21 protein-coding genes and 1 pseudogene are annotated in these 20,160 nt (G+C 26.4%); 5 read left to right on the top strand and 17 right to left on the bottom strand.

The features are described 5' to 3' along the window. Positions 1 to 223 precede the first annotated feature (223 nt). The 12 genes from BHE82_RS00100 to BHE82_RS00050 all read right to left on the bottom strand — a co-directional run bounded on the left by BHE82_RS00100 (position 224) and on the right by BHE82_RS00050 (position 8,791). Entirely contained in the window at positions 224 to 847 is a 624-nt protein-coding gene (locus tag BHE82_RS00100) for a hypothetical protein (RefSeq protein WP_071345297.1), read from the bottom strand. A gap of 85 nt (positions 848 to 932) precedes the next feature. Continuing rightward, positions 933 to 1,667, bottom strand: coding sequence for a hypothetical protein (locus BHE82_RS00095; RefSeq protein ID WP_071345296.1), 735 nt, complete (start codon positions 1,665 to 1,667; stop codon positions 933 to 935). An 11-nt stretch (positions 1,668 to 1,678) separates the two neighbouring features. Continuing rightward, entirely contained in the window at positions 1,679 to 2,140 is a 462-nt protein-coding gene (locus tag BHE82_RS00090; protein ID WP_071345295.1) for a hypothetical protein, read from the bottom strand. Between the two features lie 58 nt (positions 2,141 to 2,198). Beyond that, positions 2,199 to 2,852: a hypothetical protein gene (locus BHE82_RS03315; protein ID WP_257608355.1), complete on the bottom strand. Its 654-nt coding sequence runs from the start codon at positions 2,850 to 2,852 to the stop codon at positions 2,199 to 2,201. Between the two features lie 31 nt (positions 2,853 to 2,883). After that, positions 2,884 to 3,405, bottom strand: a complete 522-nt coding sequence (locus BHE82_RS03310) for an AAA family ATPase (RefSeq protein WP_440480366.1) — start codon at positions 3,403 to 3,405, stop codon at positions 2,884 to 2,886. Positions 3,406 to 3,438: 33 nt separating this feature from the next. After that, complete coding sequence (locus tag BHE82_RS03305; protein WP_071345294.1) at positions 3,439 to 3,873, bottom strand: hypothetical protein; 435 nt, start codon at positions 3,871 to 3,873, stop codon at positions 3,439 to 3,441. A gap of 257 nt (positions 3,874 to 4,130) precedes the next feature. Beyond that, complete coding sequence (locus tag BHE82_RS00075) at positions 4,131 to 5,042, bottom strand: hypothetical protein (RefSeq protein WP_071345293.1); 912 nt, start codon at positions 5,040 to 5,042, stop codon at positions 4,131 to 4,133. 35 nt (positions 5,043 to 5,077) lie between these two features. Next, complete coding sequence (locus BHE82_RS00070; RefSeq protein ID WP_071345292.1) at positions 5,078 to 5,428, bottom strand: hypothetical protein; 351 nt, start codon at positions 5,426 to 5,428, stop codon at positions 5,078 to 5,080. 52 nt (positions 5,429 to 5,480) lie between these two features. Further along, positions 5,481 to 5,663 (bottom strand): hypothetical protein, encoded by a 183-nt coding sequence (locus BHE82_RS00065; RefSeq protein ID WP_071345291.1) that lies wholly within the window; start codon positions 5,661 to 5,663, stop codon positions 5,481 to 5,483. 69 nt (positions 5,664 to 5,732) lie between these two features. Then, entirely contained in the window at positions 5,733 to 6,254 is a 522-nt protein-coding gene (locus BHE82_RS00060; protein ID WP_071345290.1) for a hypothetical protein, read from the bottom strand. A 304-nt stretch (positions 6,255 to 6,558) separates the two neighbouring features. After that, a complete protein-coding gene (locus tag BHE82_RS00055; protein WP_071345289.1) occupies positions 6,559 to 7,173 on the bottom strand; it encodes a hypothetical protein in 615 nt (204 codons plus the stop codon). Positions 7,174 to 7,660: 487 nt separating this feature from the next. Continuing rightward, positions 7,661 to 8,791: a hypothetical protein gene (locus BHE82_RS00050; protein WP_071345288.1), complete on the bottom strand. Its 1,131-nt coding sequence runs from the start codon at positions 8,789 to 8,791 to the stop codon at positions 7,661 to 7,663. Between the two features lie 1,015 nt (positions 8,792 to 9,806). Between BHE82_RS00050 and BHE82_RS00045 the strand changes: the two genes are divergently transcribed. After that, positions 9,807 to 12,569, top strand: a complete 2,763-nt coding sequence (locus BHE82_RS00045; RefSeq protein WP_071345287.1) for a cation-translocating P-type ATPase — start codon at positions 9,807 to 9,809, stop codon at positions 12,567 to 12,569. A 211-nt stretch (positions 12,570 to 12,780) separates the two neighbouring features. Next, entirely contained in the window at positions 12,781 to 12,990 is a 210-nt protein-coding gene (locus tag BHE82_RS00040; RefSeq protein ID WP_071345286.1) for a hypothetical protein, read from the top strand. A 293-nt stretch (positions 12,991 to 13,283) separates the two neighbouring features. Here BHE82_RS00040 and BHE82_RS00035 read toward each other — a convergent pair whose 3' ends face one another. Next, complete coding sequence (locus BHE82_RS00035) at positions 13,284 to 13,697, bottom strand: Hsp20/alpha crystallin family protein (protein WP_071345285.1); 414 nt, start codon at positions 13,695 to 13,697, stop codon at positions 13,284 to 13,286. A 370-nt stretch (positions 13,698 to 14,067) separates the two neighbouring features. Here BHE82_RS00035 and BHE82_RS00030 point away from each other — a divergent pair, with 370 nt between their 5' ends. Continuing rightward, entirely contained in the window at positions 14,068 to 17,142 is a 3,075-nt protein-coding gene (locus BHE82_RS00030; RefSeq protein ID WP_071345284.1) for a S1 family peptidase, read from the top strand. Between the two features lie 106 nt (positions 17,143 to 17,248). Here the strand turns inward: BHE82_RS00030 and BHE82_RS00025 are convergent, their stop codons facing one another. The 4 genes and pseudogenes from BHE82_RS00025 to BHE82_RS03155 all read right to left on the bottom strand — a co-directional run bounded on the left by BHE82_RS00025 (position 17,249) and on the right by BHE82_RS03155 (position 19,365). Then, a complete protein-coding gene (locus tag BHE82_RS00025) occupies positions 17,249 to 17,749 on the bottom strand; it encodes an ATP-binding cassette domain-containing protein (protein ID WP_071345283.1) in 501 nt (166 codons plus the stop codon). A 28-nt stretch (positions 17,750 to 17,777) separates the two neighbouring features. Beyond that, complete coding sequence (locus BHE82_RS00020; protein ID WP_071345282.1) at positions 17,778 to 18,023, bottom strand: ATP-binding cassette domain-containing protein; 246 nt, start codon at positions 18,021 to 18,023, stop codon at positions 17,778 to 17,780. Positions 18,024 to 18,039: 16 nt separating this feature from the next. After that, positions 18,040 to 19,076, bottom strand: a pseudogene (locus tag BHE82_RS03485) (ABC transporter ATP-binding protein). Between the two features lie 88 nt (positions 19,077 to 19,164). After that, positions 19,165 to 19,365: a hypothetical protein gene (locus BHE82_RS03155; RefSeq protein ID WP_180365468.1), complete on the bottom strand. Its 201-nt coding sequence runs from the start codon at positions 19,363 to 19,365 to the stop codon at positions 19,165 to 19,167. On the opposite strand from BHE82_RS03155, the gene BHE82_RS00010 reads away from it, so the two are divergent. Together BHE82_RS00010 and BHE82_RS00005 are read left to right on the top strand one after the other, a co-directional pair. Further along, complete coding sequence (locus BHE82_RS00010) at positions 19,352 to 19,666, top strand: hypothetical protein (protein WP_071345281.1); 315 nt, start codon at positions 19,352 to 19,354, stop codon at positions 19,664 to 19,666. The genes BHE82_RS03155 and BHE82_RS00010 overlap by 14 nt on opposite strands. Positions 19,667 to 19,892: 226 nt before the next feature. Next, positions 19,893 to 20,160, top strand: a 268-nt coding sequence (locus tag BHE82_RS00005; RefSeq protein ID WP_143549412.1) for a hypothetical protein, incomplete at its 3' end; no start/stop codon positions are given.

Here is a 20,160-nt window from a genome sequence, read left to right as displayed (position 1 = left end):
TAATTACTTAAAAACTTAATGACTTAAAAACTTAATGACTTAATTAATTGCTCATTAGTGAAAAAAACCTAACAAAAAACTATTAGTAAAATCTTTATTCAAGTCACTATAAACCCTAACTTTATTTTTATTTAATAAAGGAATCAAATTCATATTTTGAAAATTATCCATTTCAATTTGTTGCAAAATCTTAAGAAAAAATTGATTTTCTTGTAGGGTTTGGTCAGAAGAAACAACTAAATAAGTTTTTTTCTATAAAATCTACAAATTCCCCAATATTAAAAATTAATTCATTATTAGAAGTTATTTTGTCAAAAAAATAAGTTTTCCAATCATCATTATTAGCATATTTTTTCCTAAAAACTTCTACTAAAGGATCATTATTTAAATCAATTACTATATTTCTTGATTCTTCATTTACTTTTTCTAAATTAAAAATAAAAGCTAATCTATTAGTTACATTATTATAATACACATCACCTATATTTAAAATAAAATCACAGTACTCTTCATCACTAATGATAATTTCCAAATTGGAATTGGTAAAAACACTTTCCAAAGATTGTTTTAAATATGAATAGACCATATTTTCAATTTCTTTTTCTGGTTTTGGCAATAAAAATTTTATTTGTGCTTCATGGTTTGCTTGTGGATTTTTTTCTTTGTATTCTTCTTGCACTTCATTAAATAATTGTCTAGCTTTGGTTGGATCAAAACTTTTGTTCAAAGCTTCATCAAAATTATAATTATCAAGTCCTAAAAAAACTTTTAAAACATCACAATGTTGTTGGGTATTATTATAAGTAGTATTGTTAGTTATTAAGGCTACTTGACTTACATAAGACAAACTAGGATAATAAAAAAGTTTATTTTTTTAGCTAATGCATTTCTATTAATTTTATAAAATAATGCTTTTCTAAATTTAGGATGATTTATAAAAAATTAAATTTAGGGTTGTCCTCTGAAACTTGTTTTTCTAAAAATATATTTACTTGTTCTACTGAATCAAACATTAAAATATTATTTGGGTTTATAGGATTTGTTTGTGCCAAAGCAAAAAAATCTTTTTCTTCCATTATATGTGTTTCATTCAATGAATTAGTTTGCCATAATTGATTTTGATCATCTACATTTGACACCATTTTATAAACAACTTTTTCTAATGGATATTTATCAACATTAAAATGATGTTTGTTTTTAACAAATTCCCAACATTTTTCATTATATCCTTGTGATAAATAAGAAGCTCCATAAGAGATAAAAGGATGTTTTTTGGTTGCATATTGAGATTGTATTTCTTTTTCTTTATTTGTAAAATAAGCAGCTTCAAATTCTTGTTGCGGAAATAAAGTTAAAATATTTAAGTTCTTAAATAAAGTTAATAAATGTTGGGTTTCAGGATAAGTTATTATAGAAGAAGTATCATTTATTTTTTCAAAAACAATATCTTTTAACAAAACATTATTTTTATCACATGAATAAATATTGTCTTCATTGGATTCTAGAGTTTCTTTAATTATTTGTTGATGTTTTTCCAAACAATATGCAATTACATCAGCATTAATGGGTTTTTCATTTTCAAACTTTAAACCATCTTTTAAAACACATTTGAACTTTTTAGACTTAATATCTCTTGCTTTGGTCTCATGATAATGTTCTTCTTTCAAAAAAGAAGTGGCTACAAAATCATTTTTTTATCATCAAAATATAAAGAGAATGCTTTTAACAAAACTAAAGTATATTGTGGTTTGAATTTAGCTACTTGAAATTTATTATTTTGAATCAATTTAGAAAAATCATTTTCTTTGGAAGCCAAACCTTCTTGTATAGCTAAATGCCAGTTAGGTTCAGTATTAATAAAATTAGTTTTTAAAAGAGCAAACATTTCTTTTTGTGCTGAATTTCCTTCACTAAATGGATGTAAGGAGGGGATGTTTTCTTCTAGAAGACTTTTTTGATATACTTTATCATTTATAACTTGCAATTCTTGTGTTTTTTCATTTGTTGATTGCAAAATTGGGTCTTTTTGAAATTTTTTCCAGTTTATAGCAACTACAAAAGCAATAATCAATATTGCCAAAAATCCTACTATAAATAAGATTATTTTTTTATTTTTGTCTAAAAATTGTTTGATTTTCATGATAAATATTATCCTTTGAATTATTTAGTTTTTGATTGAATGTAATTTTCTTGCATGTCTAAACTAATTTATCTATTTGTTCTTTGGTAATTGTTTCTTGTTCTAACAATAAATTAGTTATTTTATCAAGCAAGGATTTATTTTGGGAAATAATTTCTTTGGCTTGTAAATAACAATTATCAATTATTTTTTTAATTTCTTGATCAATTAATGTTTTATCAGAAAACTCTGAATCTTGGCTTACTCCAAGGTCGCTCATGCCGTATTTAATAACCATTAAGCGAGCTATTTTAGTGGTTTGTTTAAAATCATCATAAGCACCAGAAGAAACATCATCAAAAATTAATTCTTCAACCACACGTCCCCCTAAATAAGATGTAATTTGGGCAAGAATACGTTTTTTAGATGAAAAGAAAGTTTCTGTTTCTTGTGTCATTAAATTATAACCGCCCGAATTCCCACGCGGAATAATAGTTATTTTTTGCACCTTTTGGGCATGTTCCAACTTAAGTCCTATAATAGCGTGTCTTGCTTCATGATAAGCTACCATTTTTCGTTCTTCTTCGTTGTATTTAATTGATTTTTTGGCAGGACCCATCAAAACACGGTCGATTGCTTCTTCTAATTCTTGTTTAGTAATTAATTCTTTTTGATTTCTTACAACTAAAATTGAGGCTTCATTGAGGACAGCTGCAAGTTGAGTGCCACTCATTCCTGGAGTTTGTTTTGCTATTTGATAAAAATCAACACTTGGAGCAATTTTTTTTGTTTCTGGCGTGTACTTTTAAAATAGCTTGTCTTGCTTTTATGTCGGGTAAGCCTACATTAAATTGTCTATCAAATCTTCCTGGACGAAGTAAGGCAGAATCTAACATATCAACTCTATTGGTTGCTCCAATGATAATTACTCCTAATGATTTAGTAAATCCGTCCATCTCTGTTAAAAGTTGATTTAGGGTTTGTTCATGTTTGTTATCTAGTCCACCACGCTTTTTGCCTAAAGTATCTATTTCATCAATAAATAAAATACAAGGAGCACTATATTTAATTGTAGTAAACAATTTTTGGATTTTTCTAGCGCCTAAACCTACTAAAATGCCATCAAACTCCGAGCCAGAAGCGGCATAAAGGTACTTTTGCCTCTCCTGCAAGTGCTTTTGCAAGTAAGGTTTTTCCTGTTCCTGGAGGACCTGAAAGAATAACACTCCTTTAGGAATTGAGTCTCCTGCATATTCATATTTTTTAGGATTTTGTAAGAAGTCCACTAGTTCTTTGAGTTCTTCTTTTTCTTCTTCGTTTCATGCCACATCTTCGAAAGTAAAAAGAGATTTTTGTGAAGCAGAAATTTTAGTTTTACCTGACATATTCCCACCTAATAAATTATTTTGTCGCAAAATATAAACTACAAAAATAATAACTTGAGCAGGAACTAATATATCAAATAAAAGCACAATAACATTCAAATGAAAAACCTTTTGCGAAGGAACTTGTTTAATTAAATAAATCATATCCATATGATATAATTTGGTTTTAAAAAAATTATCATCAATTTCTTGGATTTCTACATTATGATAAGTGCTAAAACTTTTCATTTGGCGAGTGCCGCCTTTACTATAACGCACAGATTTAATTTTACGAGATTCTAATTTTTTCCAAAGTTCATGTTCAGTAATTATTTGTCCTTTGGGTTTAAACTGCCCTATACCTAAAAAATTACCAATAATAACAATCAATATTGTTAAAATAATTAAACTGATTTTTAAATTTTTTTTAATTTGAATAAATATGGATTTGCCTTTTTTATCTAAAATGAATTTTGTTGTTAATATTGTTTAAATATTTAGCATAAATAATATATAATTTTAAAAATCAAAAAGTTGTAAATAATTAGGATAATCACGATTAATATCATCAAAAACAAGATATTTTTGAATAGTTGTTAAAGGAATACGATAAAAACTTTGATATAAATCTTTTTCTAAAGTTTGAGCTATATAAGTAAAAGCTCTTCTTTAGTCTTAGCATCAATATTTTGAACTTGTAATAAACAAGTACTTACAATACCTATTATTTGGTTTGCATTTCCTTTCCAATCACCATTTTCTTCAATTTTTGGAAAGTTTACTGTTTTTGTATTTATTGTTCCTTGTTCCTTAGTTTGTGCAATAGTAGTATTAGAAGGCAGTGAGAAAAAATTCTGGAAAGCTTTGGAATCGGTTAAATCTAAAATTTCCATTTCGCCACCTGTATTAATTAATTTATCATACCATTCAGGTTTTGCTAAATCATTTTGAAATTGATTTACTAAATAATCTCTAAATGATTTTAAATTGAAATTTATTTCTTTGTCTTTGTTTTTATCAGGTAATAACTGATAAAGAATAGTATCTGAATCATCTTTATCCTGATATGCAAAACCTAAATAATTGCTTGCTGTGTCCAAATTTTCAAAAAAAGCCGCCTCTTCTTCTGGTGTCATATCATCCATGCTCACTATATTAAGTTTGAATTTTATTTTATTTGGACCCAAAGCATCTTTAAATAATGTTTCCCAAAGTTCAGCCATTTTCTGCACTTTATCACAATTAAAGCCGCCTTCAAAATTTATTTGAATTTCTAATGTCTGAGGAGTTTCATTATTATAGAATTGTTGTAAAAAGTTATTATAAGATGTTTTTAATAATTGTTTTGCAACCTCATAAGTTTGTTGGGACTTTAATACTTTCATATAATCTAAATTAGTTTGGTTATTGGCATTTAGAACGCCATCTTCTTGTAATAATTGATTAACATTATCTTTATGTTGTTGGGTTAAATTATAATAAGAAGCAGTTTTAGACACTTTAGCTTTATCAGAAGATAAATTAATAGTAGGATTGTTGTCTAATTTTTGACGTGCCATACCATAAAATAAAGCTTTTCTAAAATTAAGATCTTTTAATAACCCAGAACCTTTTTTAAATAATCGTTTTCATCATTTTCTATATTAACTCGAAATAAAGATATAAAATCAGAAGAAAAAATTGGTTTTAAACCTGGATGATTTGTATAAATATCTAAATAATTAAATTCTCTTGGCATAAAAGGAACTACAAAACTCAATTTATGTTGTTTTAATAATGTTTTGTGTTCTTCTAAAGGAGCAATTAAAACCTCTACTGTTTTTGGTAAATTAGTTTGAGGATTATCATAAGTAAAATCATTTTTATTTTTAACAAAAACCCATTTTTTAGGATTATAACCTTCTTGGACTTTATAAGGACCATAAGATACAAACGCGTACCGCACTTAACATCGCTTCCTACACATGAATCTTGAAAATTTTGAGGAGATAAAAGAACTAAATTATTAACTTTTTTAATACTTCTAACAAAGCTTGAGGACTTTGATATTTTATTTTAAATTTATAATTATCTACTTTTTCAAAACATTGATTTAATTGTTGTACTTGTGTTAAATTTTGATCTTCTTTCAGATCTAGACCAAGGTTTTTTAATCCTTTAACTTTGTTTTTGAATTGCACTGTTTGATCTTGTGTATTGGAATTAGAATAATACTTATCATAATATTTAATATATTTTTCAATGGTATTTTATACCACATCACAATTAATTTCTTCATCATTTTCAAATTTTAATCCTTGTTTTAATTCAAAAAGATAATTTTCACTTAAAACTGTTTTAGCAGCTTGTACTTGTTCGGAATTTCCCATGATATGTTCTTGTTGTTGTTCTTCATTGCAACTTTTAACACTAAAAACTAAATTAGGCAAAAAAACGCTATTTTCATTTTCCATTTTTTCTTTAAAAAAGGGTTGCGTCAATAATTTGTAAATATTTTTATGAAATCCTTGTTCGCTAGGATCAGCATTGTGTGCACCTAATGGATATAAAGGACATAACTGACTTAATTCTTTAGGAAAAGCAACTCTCATCAAATCTTGATTAACTTCTTGTAAATTATTTGCTGTTTGAGTTTGGTTATTTGTTGGTGTTTTGGCATATTTTTTATATAAATAAACTCCTAAACGCAAAGAAACAACACAAAATAATAGTAGTGTAACTAAAAATAATTTTTTCTTTTTCATCCAAAGTTGTTTTAAATTATCATTCATATTCTTTAAGGCCTTCCCTTTTTCTTTTGTTTTATAAATATTTTTTGAAATTTAAATAGTATTTTTTAATCGATAAAAAATGTTATAAATTTTATAAATTTTTAAAAAGTTATTCTTAATGATAAATATTTATTTTAACTTCATACAGCTTTAATTTGGCATGATTAAAGATTAATTATTACCAAATTCAAGATAAAAATAAAGTTGTCTATCTAGATTTTTCATAGAATCAGTGAGCAAATTGCCATTTTGATCCAAAGTTTGCTTATACAATAACATTTGAATTGTTATTTTCCATATTAATTTATGATTGATTAATTTTTTTAATTTCATTATAACAATAATCTAAAACATCTTTTGTTGCTTTTGTTTTATTGCCATCCCTTTGTTGTAAATAGTGATTATTTGGGAATTTGTGAAACATTTTTTCAATTTCTCTTTTAGCTTGAAACGCATCATCTACACAATTCTTTGAACCGCCATCCGTTTGAAATAAAAGTACTTCAGCAGCACGCCCGCTAAGATTAATAATAACTTCATCTAAATAATCTTTTTCTTTCATAATGCTATCATCTAGTCGATAATAAGAAATTCCACCATCAGCATTATAATTAATCAAAGTTTGGGCAGAAACTGAATTAATAATTCTGCCTACACTCAAAGCAACAACTTTATGTCCTGCTTCGTGTACTGCTGTTTTGAGCATTTTTTCATCAATTTGGTTATAATCAAGATTATTAAAATCTAAAGTTTTAGAAAAGTTAGGTTGTGTGTGTTCTTCAGATTTTTTAACATTATATTGAAGTTTGTCTGTTAATATTAAAAACCCAAAAACGCTACTTTCTATTAGAATTAAAACCACCAAAATTCCTAACCATACATATACATTTCTTTCCTTTTTCAATATTTTAATTTTCATAGTTAATTTGCCTTATTTTCTTTGAAATTAGGTTTATTTGTCAAGATTATTTTTTATAAATTTCAATATTTTTTTCTTTCTATTTATTTCTTTTTTAAAAAATGTTAAAATAAAATGAGCTAATTGCAATTGCAAAACTAAAAACTAAAAAAAGATAATGTTAAAATAAAATAATTGTTGTTTTCTTCATGGTAAATTTTTTACATCCTTTTTGCTCCTTTTTTAAAAATTAGCAGTAGTGATTAAAAAAACTGTTATTAATGTCATTTTATCAAAAAAAAACGATAAAATTTGCTCACTAATCCTTATATTCTGATAGTTTTCCTTGCAATTTTATAAATAAAAAAAGAGACTTTAAAAAAGCCTCTTTTTGGGATTTAGATTTATTTTGGCAAAATATTTTAATTATTCAATAATTTTAATTCTAAGTTGATAACAAAAACAAAAACAAATCGATAAAATTAACAAAAAAATAAATTAAAATTATTTATCCAATTCTTAATTTAGCAACCAACATATGATTATCTTTAATAATTCTTTCTATATCTATTTGTTGTAAAAGTTTCTTTTGGTCTATTTCTTGGGCAATAATATCTAATAAATCTTTATTATTTGCAACAATATTATAAGCTTGTTGAAATAATTTATTCAAATCTACTTTATTTAATTGATTATTTTCCATTAAAAGTTTTTCTATAAATTGAAAATCATCATCAATTCCTGAAAATATTTTTTCTTTTGGAATTTTGCCTTGATTAGCTAAATACTGTTGCGCAGCTGCACCTCCAAAAGCTTGTAAAACTAATCTTTGCCAACCTTGATTTAATTTTGGATGCCTAACAACTGTTTGTCCAAAAAAAAACATCGAATCAGCGGTCAAATCAGTAGTTGTTTCTTGAATATAAATTTTGGCAACCGAACATAATGCAAAAGGAAATTGCAAAACTATTAAGGCATGTCCTGCTTCATGATAAGCTGTTAGTTGACTAGGAGTAAGGGGTGTTGGTGTTTGCATCATAGAAAAATGCAAAATATGAGAAAAATCAGGTTTTAGGATTTGTCCATTAGCACACCAAATTTCTTTAATAGTTTGTATATTGTCTTGTGTTGGCATATAATATTTAAAAATAGATCCACTTGGTAAAATCACTTGTGTAAGCAAACAAGAGTCTAAAAAACCTTCAATAATTATGCCATTTGGTTGGATTTCTCTTAAAAATTTTTTTTCTTCTTGGAAAATAGAACAATTAAACTTTTTATTTTGGTGCTCTTTGGCTTGTATGGCAATTTGCATCACTTTATTATCGCGGTGTTCTTTGCCTTCTTTCATTAACTGAGTTTCCAAAAGTTCAGGCATTAAAGGAATATATTTTTCATCCGTATAAATATTATAATGAGGTTTTGCAAAAGATAAATTGTGTTTTTTTAATGACATATTGATAGAAGGTTTTGTAAAACAAGCCCCTACAGGAACAACATCACAAATAATATGGGTTGGGTTAGTATTTAAATCAATTGACAATTTTTTTGGTAAAACTATAAATTCTTTTATCCCAATTATTACAAAAATAATAATAGCAATGTTTGTCCAAAATAATTTTGGGATTTTAGAAATCATATTTAGTTTTTTATCTCCTTAAAATTAAAAAAGTTAAATTAAAATTTAACATAAAAAAATAACATAATAAAGTGATTAATATTATTTGAAATAATAAAGTTTTTTGGATGATATAAAATAAAATCATATAGCAAATAATAAATAATGTGCTTTATTAATGGATGATAAATTTTATACTTGATAATTAGTTATCAAAATGATATACTACAAATAAACAAATATTAAAATTCTACATCATATATTATTATATTTTATAATATGGATTTAAGAATTATAAATTTGAATACATTTGGGTGATTTATATATTTAATAAAACCACTTTCAAAAAATTTTATAACTAATTCCATCCTTAAAAATTTATTATTTTGTTTCATCCAATCCCAAATCACAACAACTGCCAAAAATTAACTAAAACGGATACAAAAAAATAACAATTTTTTTCAAAATTCACCCAATTCCACCCAAATAATTCCCAAAATAACGGTTTTTGGTTCCAAATTCCCAAAATAATGCATTTTTTTAACATTTATTATTAGCTTTTATTTTTTGTTTTGTTATAATTTAATCAGGCTTATAAAAAATAATTGATCATCAAAAGAAAGATGACTAGAATAAACGAACTAAAAAATAATTTAATTTTGCAAAATTGACCCAAGATAATACTTTATAACTTTGGTTGTGGCACTTTTCTGATTTATTTTTAGTAGTTATAAAAACAATATAACTAATTTATTAAACTTGCAAATGCAAAACAAAAAGTCAAAAGCAAGAAGGCAAAAAAACATACAAATGACTTTGCACACAAACAAGACTAACAAACCACATAAACCACATAACTCAAAACCCCAACCAAACTCCCCCAACAAAAAATTATCTTACTCAATTAGCATCCTTATTATTTTGAATTCCTTTATTCCATTTAATTTTATACACCATTATAGCCTTGCAAATATTTTTTATATATCAGTTAACAAAATACTAAAATATAAAATTTAGTCAAAGGAAACAACTTTATATGAATAAAAAAGAAGAAATTTTGCAAATCAGTCGTCTTGATAAAGATGCTGTTGTCAAACATCTAAACACCGATGCTTGCGGACTTACTGACAAACAAGCCCAAGAAAGACAAACTCTCTACGGTAAAAATATTATCAAAAAAGGCGAATCTTTTCCGTTTTGGCAACAATTCATCAAACAATTTACCTCGATAATGGCTATTTTATTATGGATAGCAGCATTAATGATTTTTGTAATTAATCCCAAAGAAGCAGCCATCGGTATTTCTATTATTTTAGTTATCATTGTAAATGGCTTATTTTCTTTTTCCCAAGAATACAAAGCTGATAAAATGTTGTCTTCCTTAGGTAAAATGATTCCTAAAAAAGTTCAAGTTTACCGCAACAAAAAAATAGAATTAATGGATGTTATTGAACTTACCATTGGAGATGTCATCTTTTTAGAAACAGGAACCCAAGTTCCAGTAGATGCACGTATTATTCAATCTAATAGCTTTTTTGTTGACAACTCAATGTTATCAGGCGAAACCATTCCTTTAAACCGTACTGAAATGCCAAACCTCGAAGATAATCATTCCATTGCTGAAATGCCTAATTTAGTTTATGCAGGTACTACAGTTACTCAAGGTAGTTGTTTTGCAGTTGTTTATGCTATTGGAAATAACACCCAAATTGGAGAAGTTTCAAGCATTGCTCAAAGCATTGAAAAAGGCAAAAGCCTTCTAGACCAAGAAATGCACCACATTGTTAAAAAAGTAAGTATTATTGCTTCTTGTGCAGCTTTATTTGTCTTTATGATTTGTTTTTTCAAAGCAGAAAAATATAATATAGATTCTTTTAGAGCAGCAATTGTTTGTGCAGTTGGTATGTTAGTTGCAAACATTCCTGAAGGCTTACTTCCTACCGTTAATCTAAGTTTAGCAGTTGGTTCTCAAAGAATGGCTAAACAAAACGCTTTAGTTAAAAAAATCTCTTCCCTAGAAACCCTCAGTTCTACTACTGTTATTTGTACTGATAAAACAGGAACTCTAACTCAAAACCAACTTACAGTAAGAAAAATTGTAACTCCTGATGACACTATCAAATTAAAAGGTTCTGGCTATAACGACGAACAAACATTTAGTGTTTGCCCAAAAAATACTGCCTCCAAAAAAGGAATTGAAAAATTCTTAATTGCATCAGTTCTATGCTCTGAGGCTAAATTAGTTCCTACGCCAACTAAACCCCACCAATTTGAATTAATCGGTAATCCTACTGAAGGAGCTTTATTAATTGCTGCTAAAAAATACGGTTACAACATTGAAGAAGTAAAAAGCAACTTAGAAATAATCCAATTAAACCCATTTACTTCAGAACGTAAAAAAATGAGTGTCTTAGTTAAAAACAACCAAGAACCTGCATATGACACCAATTCACAATATCTCTTTATTAAAGGAGCTCCTAATATTGTCCTTGAACAATGTCAAATGCAATACAAAGGTTCTCAAGTAAGTCCTTTTAGCCCTCATGAAAAAGAATCTTTCTTTAAACAAAACGACCAATTTGCAAGCCAAGGATACCGCGTTCTTGCTCTTGCTTACAAAAAAATTGAACAAAATCCTCCCCTAGAAGAAGATATGGTTTTCTTAGGTTTTGCAGTTAATTACGACCCACCAAGAGAAGAAGTTAAAGAATCAGTTAAAAACTTAACTCAAGCAGGACTAAAAATTACTATTATTACAGGAGATTACAGTCTTACTGCTGCTGCCATTGGTAAACAAGTAGGAATAATCCAAGACAAGTTCGTTGGTTTAGACGGTTGTGACCTTGACAAAATGTCTTTAGAACAATTACAAGAAGTCCTCAAAAGCCCTCATCCAGTTGTCTTTTCGCGCACTACTCCCAAACATAAATTAAAAATTGTTCAAGCATACCGCAAAAATGGAGAAGTAGTAGGAGTTACTGGCGACGGAGTTAATGACATTTTAGCCCTTAAAGCAGCTCACATAGGAATTGCTATGGGAAAAGCAGGCACTGATGTTGCTCGTAATGCTGCTGATATGATTTTATTAGATGATAATTTTGCAACTATTTCCAAAGCTGTTTTAGAAGGACGTTGTATTTATGAAAACATCAAAAAATTCATGACTTATGTCTTTGCTTCTAATATCCCTCAAATCTTTCCTTTCATCGCTATTGCTTTTTTAGGAGTTACAGAACCTTACTTATATGTTTTACAAATTTTAGCAATTGATCTTTTAACTGACTTAATTCCTGCTATTGCTCTAGGAGCTGAAGAAACTGACCCAAGTTTATTAGTCCAAAAACCACGTACTAAAAACGACCATCTAATGGACGCTAAAGTATTAAAACGTAGTTATGGCTTTTTAGGAATAGTTGAAGGTTTAATGTCTTTAGCATTTTTTTGTGCAGTTTACAATTTTAATACAAAAGACAACTTCTTCCTAGCTTCTACTATGGCATTTGGAGTTGTTATCTTTGCTCAAGTAGGAAACGCATTTGCTTGTCGTTCTAACAAACTTTACTTTTGGCAAACTATAAAAAAACCTAATAAAATATTGTACTATGGTATTATAATTGAAGTATTATTCTTTGTATTAATTACTAAATTTAGTTCTTTAAGTGATATATTCCATACTAAGGATATTAATATATCTCATTATTTATGTTTATTATTATGTCCTTTAGTTATGTTATTATTTGATACTATCTGGAAAAAAGTATTTGCATTTAAGAACCAAAAACAATCAAAAATAAACTAATACTTACAATTAAATAATTTATAAAAGACCTCTTTTTTAGAGGTCTTTTTTTTGTTTATTAATATAATTATTAAGTCTCCTAAACTCATAAAACTACTTTTTTAACTATTATTGAGCGTTCTTTACGCAAAAAAAAGAGTAAAATAAAAGTAAGGGAAATGTTTTTTGTTCCCTATAAAACTAAAAGGAAATGATAAAGGAGACAAAAAATATGCAACAACCACAAAAAGACAATAAAAATTTTATTGTACTTACAATATCATTTACAGTATTAATGTTAGGATTAATTTTAGGTGTTTGTTGGGTTTTAAAATCTAAACAAGAACAAACAAAAGAAGAAACATTTAAACTGCCCACACAAACTTACAAACCTGATTATAGTAATAACGAAGGAACTTATACAGGAAGTCAAGTCAATTAAAATCCTTACTTGCCTTCTCAAACATTTACAACCACATCACAACCACAAACAACAAACTCTCAACCAACTAAAACCCAAACTCCACAAGGAAAACTAATCAAAAAAACAAGAATATAAATCCAATGGAACAAAAGCTGATTATTGTACCTACGAATACAACTACCAATGATTATTTTCATAATTGAAGCATTTCATAATAACCTCTTATAAATAAGAGGTTATTTCTTTTAATAATATTAATCATATATATATAATAAAAACAAGTTAATTACTTAACTTGTTTTTATTATATCTTAATTTAATTTTATATAACGTTTTTCTTTGGGTTTAACTTCTTTTTTAGGAACACTTAATTTTAATAAACCTTGTTCCAAAGAACCTTTAATATCTTCTAAAAGAAAATCATCACCTAAATAAAAACTACGTCTCAAAAATCCTTGAAATCTTTCTTTACGTATAAAATTAGCTTCTTTAATTTCATTTTTTTTAGAATTTTTAGCCTCAACTACTAAATAGCCTTCTTCCAAAGCAACTTTAACATCTTCTTTTTTAAAACCTGGTAATTCAATAGTAATAAGGTATTGATTATCTTGTTCTTGAATATCAGTTTTCATAATATTGTTGTTGTTAGTTAAAGAATTTGTTTTAAAATCTTCAAATAAATTTTCTAATAAATCTTGATTTCGATTAATTAAATTAAATAGCATTTTTATCACTCCTTTTTTTCTTCTTTCTAACTTAAAAAATGAAAAAACGATTTTCTATAATTTGTTCATTTGAACTTAAAGCGATTTTAGATGAAAATATAAATCTTTACTATCTTTTCTGATAATCTCTTATATTTATTTTATTTTTTATAATATGTATAAAATATTTAATCCTTTAAGCTCAATTTTATTTTAACAAAAATTTTTGGCACTGTCAATACATTATTGCTATTTTTTTTACAAACTAATAAATAAATTTTAGGGTAAAATAATAATGAAGGGTGTTTTAAATTTGAAATAAATCCCAAAAGAAAAAAAATACTTTTATTTATATTTTATTTAACATCGCTCATAATTAGAAAAGAGTTTTATGAAAAGAATTAATTTTTATCGTAAATTTATCTTATTTTTTAACATATCTATTCTTTTTTGGCTAAGTTTTATTCAATTACAAAATTACTTTTATACTATTCAATTTATGAATAATTCCTTATATTTTGATAAACTACATGAAAATAACCAAACTAAAACTATTAAACAAACTATTAAAGCTTTGGAACAAGAAAAAGACATTTTAAAAGAAAAAATTAAAAAAGATATTAAGGAAGAACAAATTAAAAATACTAATCAAATACAAACCAACAAAGACCAAATTTGGCAAATACATACAAATGATAAAACTGCTTTGGGAATTATTTTTTATAGTTTCAAAATCACAAATAATAATGACAATGAAAATGAAAAAACACCATCAATTAACAATTCAGAAAAAAAAATATATTTTGCTCTTACTCCTAAAAATATCATACAACCAAACAACATTATAAAATTATCAAATCCCCAAGGAGAAGAATGGGGCACTATTCAAAATCAAGTATTAACTCAATATAATATTTTTACTCCCTTATTAAAAGATTTTGATATTATCACTTTTAAATCTCACAAACAATATATAATTACTCCTTTACAAAGACAAAACAAATATCACCAAGGACAACCAATTCATTCTTTTTCTACAACTATACCACAAGCAATTGCCTTTCAACAAAGTCATATAAGTGAAGATATTGAAGTTAACAATGAATTAGATGAAATATTTATTGCTATTTATAGTCGTTGTAATTCCAACAATAAACAAACTATGTTTTGGACTGAAAAAGGCAATTTAATTGGTTTTTTAATAACTCCTGAAATAAAAAAAGAAAAAGGAATTAAATATATTAAAGTGATTCCTTCCATAAATTTTAATAAACCTATAATAAATGACGAACTTCCAATAATAAAACTTATCAATGCAACTATCAACCCCAATAATATAAATAATATAGTAGATAAAGATACAGAAACAAAGACAAAGGAAAAAGAACCGCCCAACAACCAAATACTAAAAGACATCAATTTAATTACTTTATTTATCAATACTGGTTATAGCCTAGGAACAGGAATAATTGTTTACAAAGAACAAATAAATAACCACACCATATATTATGCACTAACTAATCGTCATGTAATTGAAAGTTTTTATCATACATCAAATCACCAAAAACAAATAACAATCAAAAACAATCAAGGATTAAACAAGCAAGCAAAACTATATGCTTTTATTAATAACAATCGTGAATACGACGATATAGCTATCATAACTTTTACTATTCCTAACTCCGATACTACTAAAAAATTAGATGAAGTTCTTGCCAAATACATTAATTTTGATAAAGATATACAAATACCTATCCATCAAGGAGAACAAGTTTGGGTATTAGGTTGCCAAAAAGGCTTACAAACTAACCAATTCCAAAAACCAACAAAACTAAAATGGGAACAATGGTATTTTGACCTAATGCCTCACCAAAGACCTCAATTTAGACAAAATTTATTTAAAACAGGAGTTATTGCTTTTCTCAATGAAAAAGAAATTAACTCTGATATGACCCTAGATTCAGGCAATAGCGGAGGACCTCTTTTTAATGCTGAAGGAAAATTAATAGGCATAAATAGGAGTTATCATAAAATTTTGCGTATTTCTCAATCAATTAACATTAACTACATCAAACAACAATTCTATACTTTACTCAAATCCAAAAAAGAAAACATAGCAAATAACAACCCAAATAATATTGCATTCCAAACGACTAACACTAATACAAATCATATTGCAAACGAACTTAACATCTTACAAAATGAAAAACTAAACGAAAAAAAAAATCACATCCAAACCAACATCTTTTTAGAAGACCTACATACTTATATAAAAGAACAGCCCGAACAAAAAATAATTTTTCAAAATAAAGACAACCAAGAAACTCTACTTACAATAAATTGTCATGGTTTGGAAACAATACAATTAGTTAATTTTGATACTCACAAATACAAGCAATTAGAAATTAGTTTAGCAAACACTAATCAATTTAGTATCTCTTTACAAATTCAAATTTTTGATTATAACAATAAAAAAAGTTATGAAGAAATAATTCAAATACCTAAAATTGACATAGATAAAATGTTTTTATCATTTACTAAACAAACTTTTTCTTATAACAACATTTTAGAAAACCAAAAAAAGATTTTAGAAACTAATATCAAATTGGCAAAAACCACCTTCCAAAGCCCCAAAAAACCAAATACTTTTTATAATCTTTTTGATAACAAAGAACAAATAATTAAAGAAGATATGTTAAAAACTATAGTTTTATGCCAAGATTATTACAATTCCCAAAATATCAACTTAGGAGTTATCATTGACAAAAAAACTGTAAATAATTCCGATAATACTTTTATATATACTGTCATTTTACAAAAAAATAGAACAAACCTAGACACTTCTTATCTCTTAGATGTTTTCCAAAATATTTGTAATGAAAACGTTAAAATAACTATCCAAACACCTTTTGGCTTACAAGATGAAAAAGGAAAATACAAAACCATAGCCACCCACAATAATCCTTTTAGCTACATAACTTTTGAATCTAGAACAAATTATCCTGTTTGTACCTTTGTTCCTGATAAAAAAATTTTATTAGGAGAAAAAATATATTTAATTAGTAATCATAATAATATCTCTGATAAAGCCTTAGCGCCTCATATTTTTCAAAGCCATTTAGCATTACTAGATAACCCAAACAGCCAAGCAATTACAATAGATAGTACTTTTTTAGAAAATTATTTTAACTTAGAAGAAAGCCTTTATTATAATAATTGGTTTGCCTTTGATTCTCAAGGAAATCTAATTAATATTTGCTCTCAACAAGATATTTATCATCTACACAAAAGTCAATTTCCTTTTATTACATTTCCCAAAAATAATATTTTCCCAAATAAAATACTAAACATTACTAATGCAAAAATAGCAATATTTTTAATATGGACTTTTATTTGCATTATAGTTTTTGTAATAATATATATCAAAAGTTTTAAAGATAAATACAGTATTGCATATAAATTATAATATTTTTTGTCTTTTTAGAACTAAATAAAAAAAAGAGACTTAAAAAGTCTCTTTTTATCTTAATATCTTGTTTTTAGTATATTGATTTATTTTCCCACACTTCAACTTAACTTAAATTAGCATCTTTCAATAAAGTTTTAGTATATTGATGTTGAGGAAAGACAAAAATATCTTTAACATTTGCCATTTCTACTACATTACCATGATACATTAAAGCACATCTATCACAAAAATACTTAACTATGGATGAATCATGAGAAATAAAGACAATAATAAGTTTTAATTTTTCTTTCAATTCATTTAAAAGATTAAGAATTTGTGCCTGAATGGAAACATCCAAATCAGAAACAGGTTCATCAGCAATAATTAAAGTAGGTTTTACAATTAAGGCTCTAGCAATTACAATTCTTTGTTTTTGTCCTCCTGAAAATTCATGAGGATAACGCGCCAAATCACTTTCTTGCAATCCTACTAATTTAATCATTTCCAAAACTTGTACTTTTCTTTGATTTTTATCTTTAATTCCTTGACAAATCAAACCTTCTTCTACTAAATCTCTTACAATCATTCTTGGATTAAGAGCTTGATCAGGATCTTGAAATATCATTTGAATCTCTTTTAATTTTTGTTTATCTTTAAGATTTTGGGTATTTTTTAAAACCCTGTTGAACTAAATATGTTTTTTTATCCACGATACCACTAAATAAAACTGTTCCTGCAGTAGCATGAATAATACCTGCCATAATGCGTCCTAAAGTAGTTTTGCCTGAACCTGATTGTCCTACTAATCCAAAACATTCACCTTTATAAATAGTTAGAGAAACATCTTTTAATCCTTGAAATTTATTAGGAAAAATTTTAGAAACATTACTAACGTCCAAAATAACTTTATTGTTTTTAATTACAATATCCTCCTTTCTTTTGCAAATCCAAAATTAAATCAGGGACTTCAATTCGGGGAGTAAACTTGTGTAATAACCAACTACTTGCATAATGAGTAGCAGAGATTTTAAACATGGGAGGTTCTTTTTCAAAATCAATTTTTAAAGCATAAGGATTACGAGGAGCAAAAGCATCCCCCAAAATAGGAGCAGTAAGCAGATGAGGATTTCTTTGAATACTTTTTAACTTGTTGCCTTTCTTGGCAAAAACAGGCATAGATTGCAAAAAAGCCCAAGTATAGGGATGTTTACTATTATAAAAACTTCATGAGTAGTCCCATATTCAAAAATCCTACCAGCATAAATAACAGCTATTCTATCAGCTACATATTTAACTACTTCTAAATCATGAGTAATAAAAATAATGGAAAACTTTTTTTCTTGTTGTAATTTTTTAATCAAATACAAAATCTTTTTTTGCACACTTACATCCAAAGCTGTAGTAGGTTCATCACAAATTAAAATTTTGGCTTCATTAGCTAGAGCAATAGCAATTACAATTATTTGACACATCCCACCTGAAAGTTGATGAGGATATTGATTGAAACGCTTCATAGGTTCGGGAATTCATACTTCTTCCATCAATTTTAATACTTGATTTTTGCGTTGTTGATGAGTGCTTTTAGTCTTTTTTAATTGTAGGATTTCATAGATTTATTTACCAACTTTAATTAAAGGATTAAGACTTGAAAGAGTATTTTGAAAAATAATAGAAATCTCATTTCCTCTAATTTTATTAAATTGTTTATCTTTCATTTGGGCTAAATCTAGGTCTTTATAAAGGATAGAACCTTTTTGTATTAAAGCATTATCAGGTAAAAGTCCCATTAAAGCTTTAGAAATAACACTTTTACCACTCCCCGATTCTCCTACTAACCCCAAAATTTCGCCTTCACCAAGAGACAAATTAATCCCTCTTAGTGCATAGATTAAATGTTTTTTAACAAGAAAATTAAGATTTAGATCATATATTTTAAGTATTTCTTTTTTCAAAAATAACTCCTTTATATATTTGTTTAATTTGTATATAAATATATTTTAGTTGGGGGATTGATTGTTTATTAGATGTTTTTTTGGTTGTTTATTTAGATAAAAGATATAAGGATTCAGTATAAATTGTAGTTAAAGTAAGTAATTGATCAATTGTAAAGAATTCATTCACTTGATGAGCTAATTTTTTTAAGTCAATAAAGGCAGGTCCAAAAGGAACTAAATTAGGATCACATTTTGAATAAGAACCACCTCCTATACACATATATTTAAATAAAATGGATGATGCCATTAAATCAAGATTTACTTACAAAATTGAAGTTAAAACCCTTGAAAAAGAACCACGCAAAGACTTTATGAAATTCTTAGTTAAAAATATCTATAAAAACCCCATTTCTGATGATGCACTAAATTATCTCACCCAAAATGTTAATGATGCAATTGAAAATGACATTATGAAGTGTTCTAATCGTACCATCGAAACACTTGTTAATGATGCTTGTATTAATATGTGTAGAAACAAACACACACAAATTGAAGTTCAAGACTTAAAAGAAGTTTGTTTATCAGTTTTAGGTTTTATCCCACAATAAAATAATATATATAATAATTTATAAAGCATTACAACAAAGAAATATTAATAAAAATTAAGTATATTTTTATCTATTTTGCGATATAATAATTTTACATAGTATTTAATACTATTACAATTATAAAAAACAAAATAAGAGATAATTGTATAATTAAAATAAATAATAGCAATTTTTTCAAGTTGGAATTATTTATAATTGCCATATTAGAAAAGAGTTTTTTTACAAAGTGAATAATTTAGAACAACCCAAGCATTTTTTATTGGCTAAGGTGTGCTTGTTGTTATTGGCATTATGGATTTTTATTGTATTATTAGGAAATATAATTACAGTTTGGGCAAATAATCCATTAAAAGAAAATTTAGATATTAGAGTTATAGAAAAAAGAAAATATTTAGAAGAAAGCACGCAAGATAATAAATTAGTTGATTGGCAAAATCCTGATACTTATGATGCAATTTATGATACCAACGAAAATCAAATAGCACAAAGACATT

It is taken from the genome of Rice orange leaf phytoplasma (assembly GCF_001866375.1).
In the GTDB taxonomy this organism is placed as follows: domain Bacteria; phylum Bacillota_I; class Bacilli_A; order Acholeplasmatales; family Acholeplasmataceae; genus Phytoplasma; species Phytoplasma asteris.
This window is presented reverse-complemented; position numbering and strand designations above follow the sequence as displayed.

What these genes read in the sequence shown, in the direction of transcription:
- BHE82_RS00060 (WP_071345290.1), bottom strand. Translation starts at nt 6,254, where the DNA reads ATGAATGATAATTTAAAACAACTTTGGATGAAAAAGAAAAAATTATTT.
- BHE82_RS00090 (WP_071345295.1), bottom strand. Translation starts at nt 2,140, where the DNA reads ATGAAAATCAAACAATTTTTAGACAAAAATAAAAAAATAATCTTATTT.
- BHE82_RS00010 (WP_071345281.1), top strand. Translation starts at nt 19,352, where the DNA reads ATGGATGATGCCATTAAATCAAGATTTACTTACAAAATTGAAGTTAAA.
- BHE82_RS00075 (WP_071345293.1), bottom strand. Translation starts at nt 5,042, where the DNA reads ATGGCACGTCAAAAATTAGACAACAATCCTACTATTAATTTATCTTCT.
- BHE82_RS00035 (WP_071345285.1), bottom strand. Translation starts at nt 13,697, where the DNA reads ATGCTATTTAATTTAATTAATCGAAATCAAGATTTATTAGAAAATTTA.
- BHE82_RS00045 (WP_071345287.1), top strand. Translation starts at nt 9,807, where the DNA reads ATGAATAAAAAAGAAGAAATTTTGCAAATCAGTCGTCTTGATAAAGAT.
- BHE82_RS00025 (WP_071345283.1), bottom strand. Translation starts at nt 17,749, where the DNA reads ATGATATTTCAAGATCCTGATCAAGCTCTTAATCCAAGAATGATTGTA.
- BHE82_RS00040 (WP_071345286.1), top strand. Translation starts at nt 12,781, where the DNA reads ATGCAACAACCACAAAAAGACAATAAAAATTTTATTGTACTTACAATA.
- BHE82_RS03155 (WP_180365468.1), bottom strand. Translation starts at nt 19,365, where the DNA reads ATGGCATCATCCATTTTATTTAAATATATGTGTATAGGAGGTGGTTCT.
- BHE82_RS00030 (WP_071345284.1), top strand. Translation starts at nt 14,068, where the DNA reads ATGAAAAGAATTAATTTTTATCGTAAATTTATCTTATTTTTTAACATA.
- BHE82_RS00055 (WP_071345289.1), bottom strand. Translation starts at nt 7,173, where the DNA reads ATGAAAATTAAAATATTGAAAAAGGAAAGAAATGTATATGTATGGTTA.
- BHE82_RS00050 (WP_071345288.1), bottom strand. Translation starts at nt 8,791, where the DNA reads ATGATTTCTAAAATCCCAAAATTATTTTGGACAAACATTGCTATTATT.
- BHE82_RS03315 (WP_257608355.1), bottom strand. Translation starts at nt 2,852, where the DNA reads ATGAGTGGCACTCAACTTGCAGCTGTCCTCAATGAAGCCTCAATTTTA.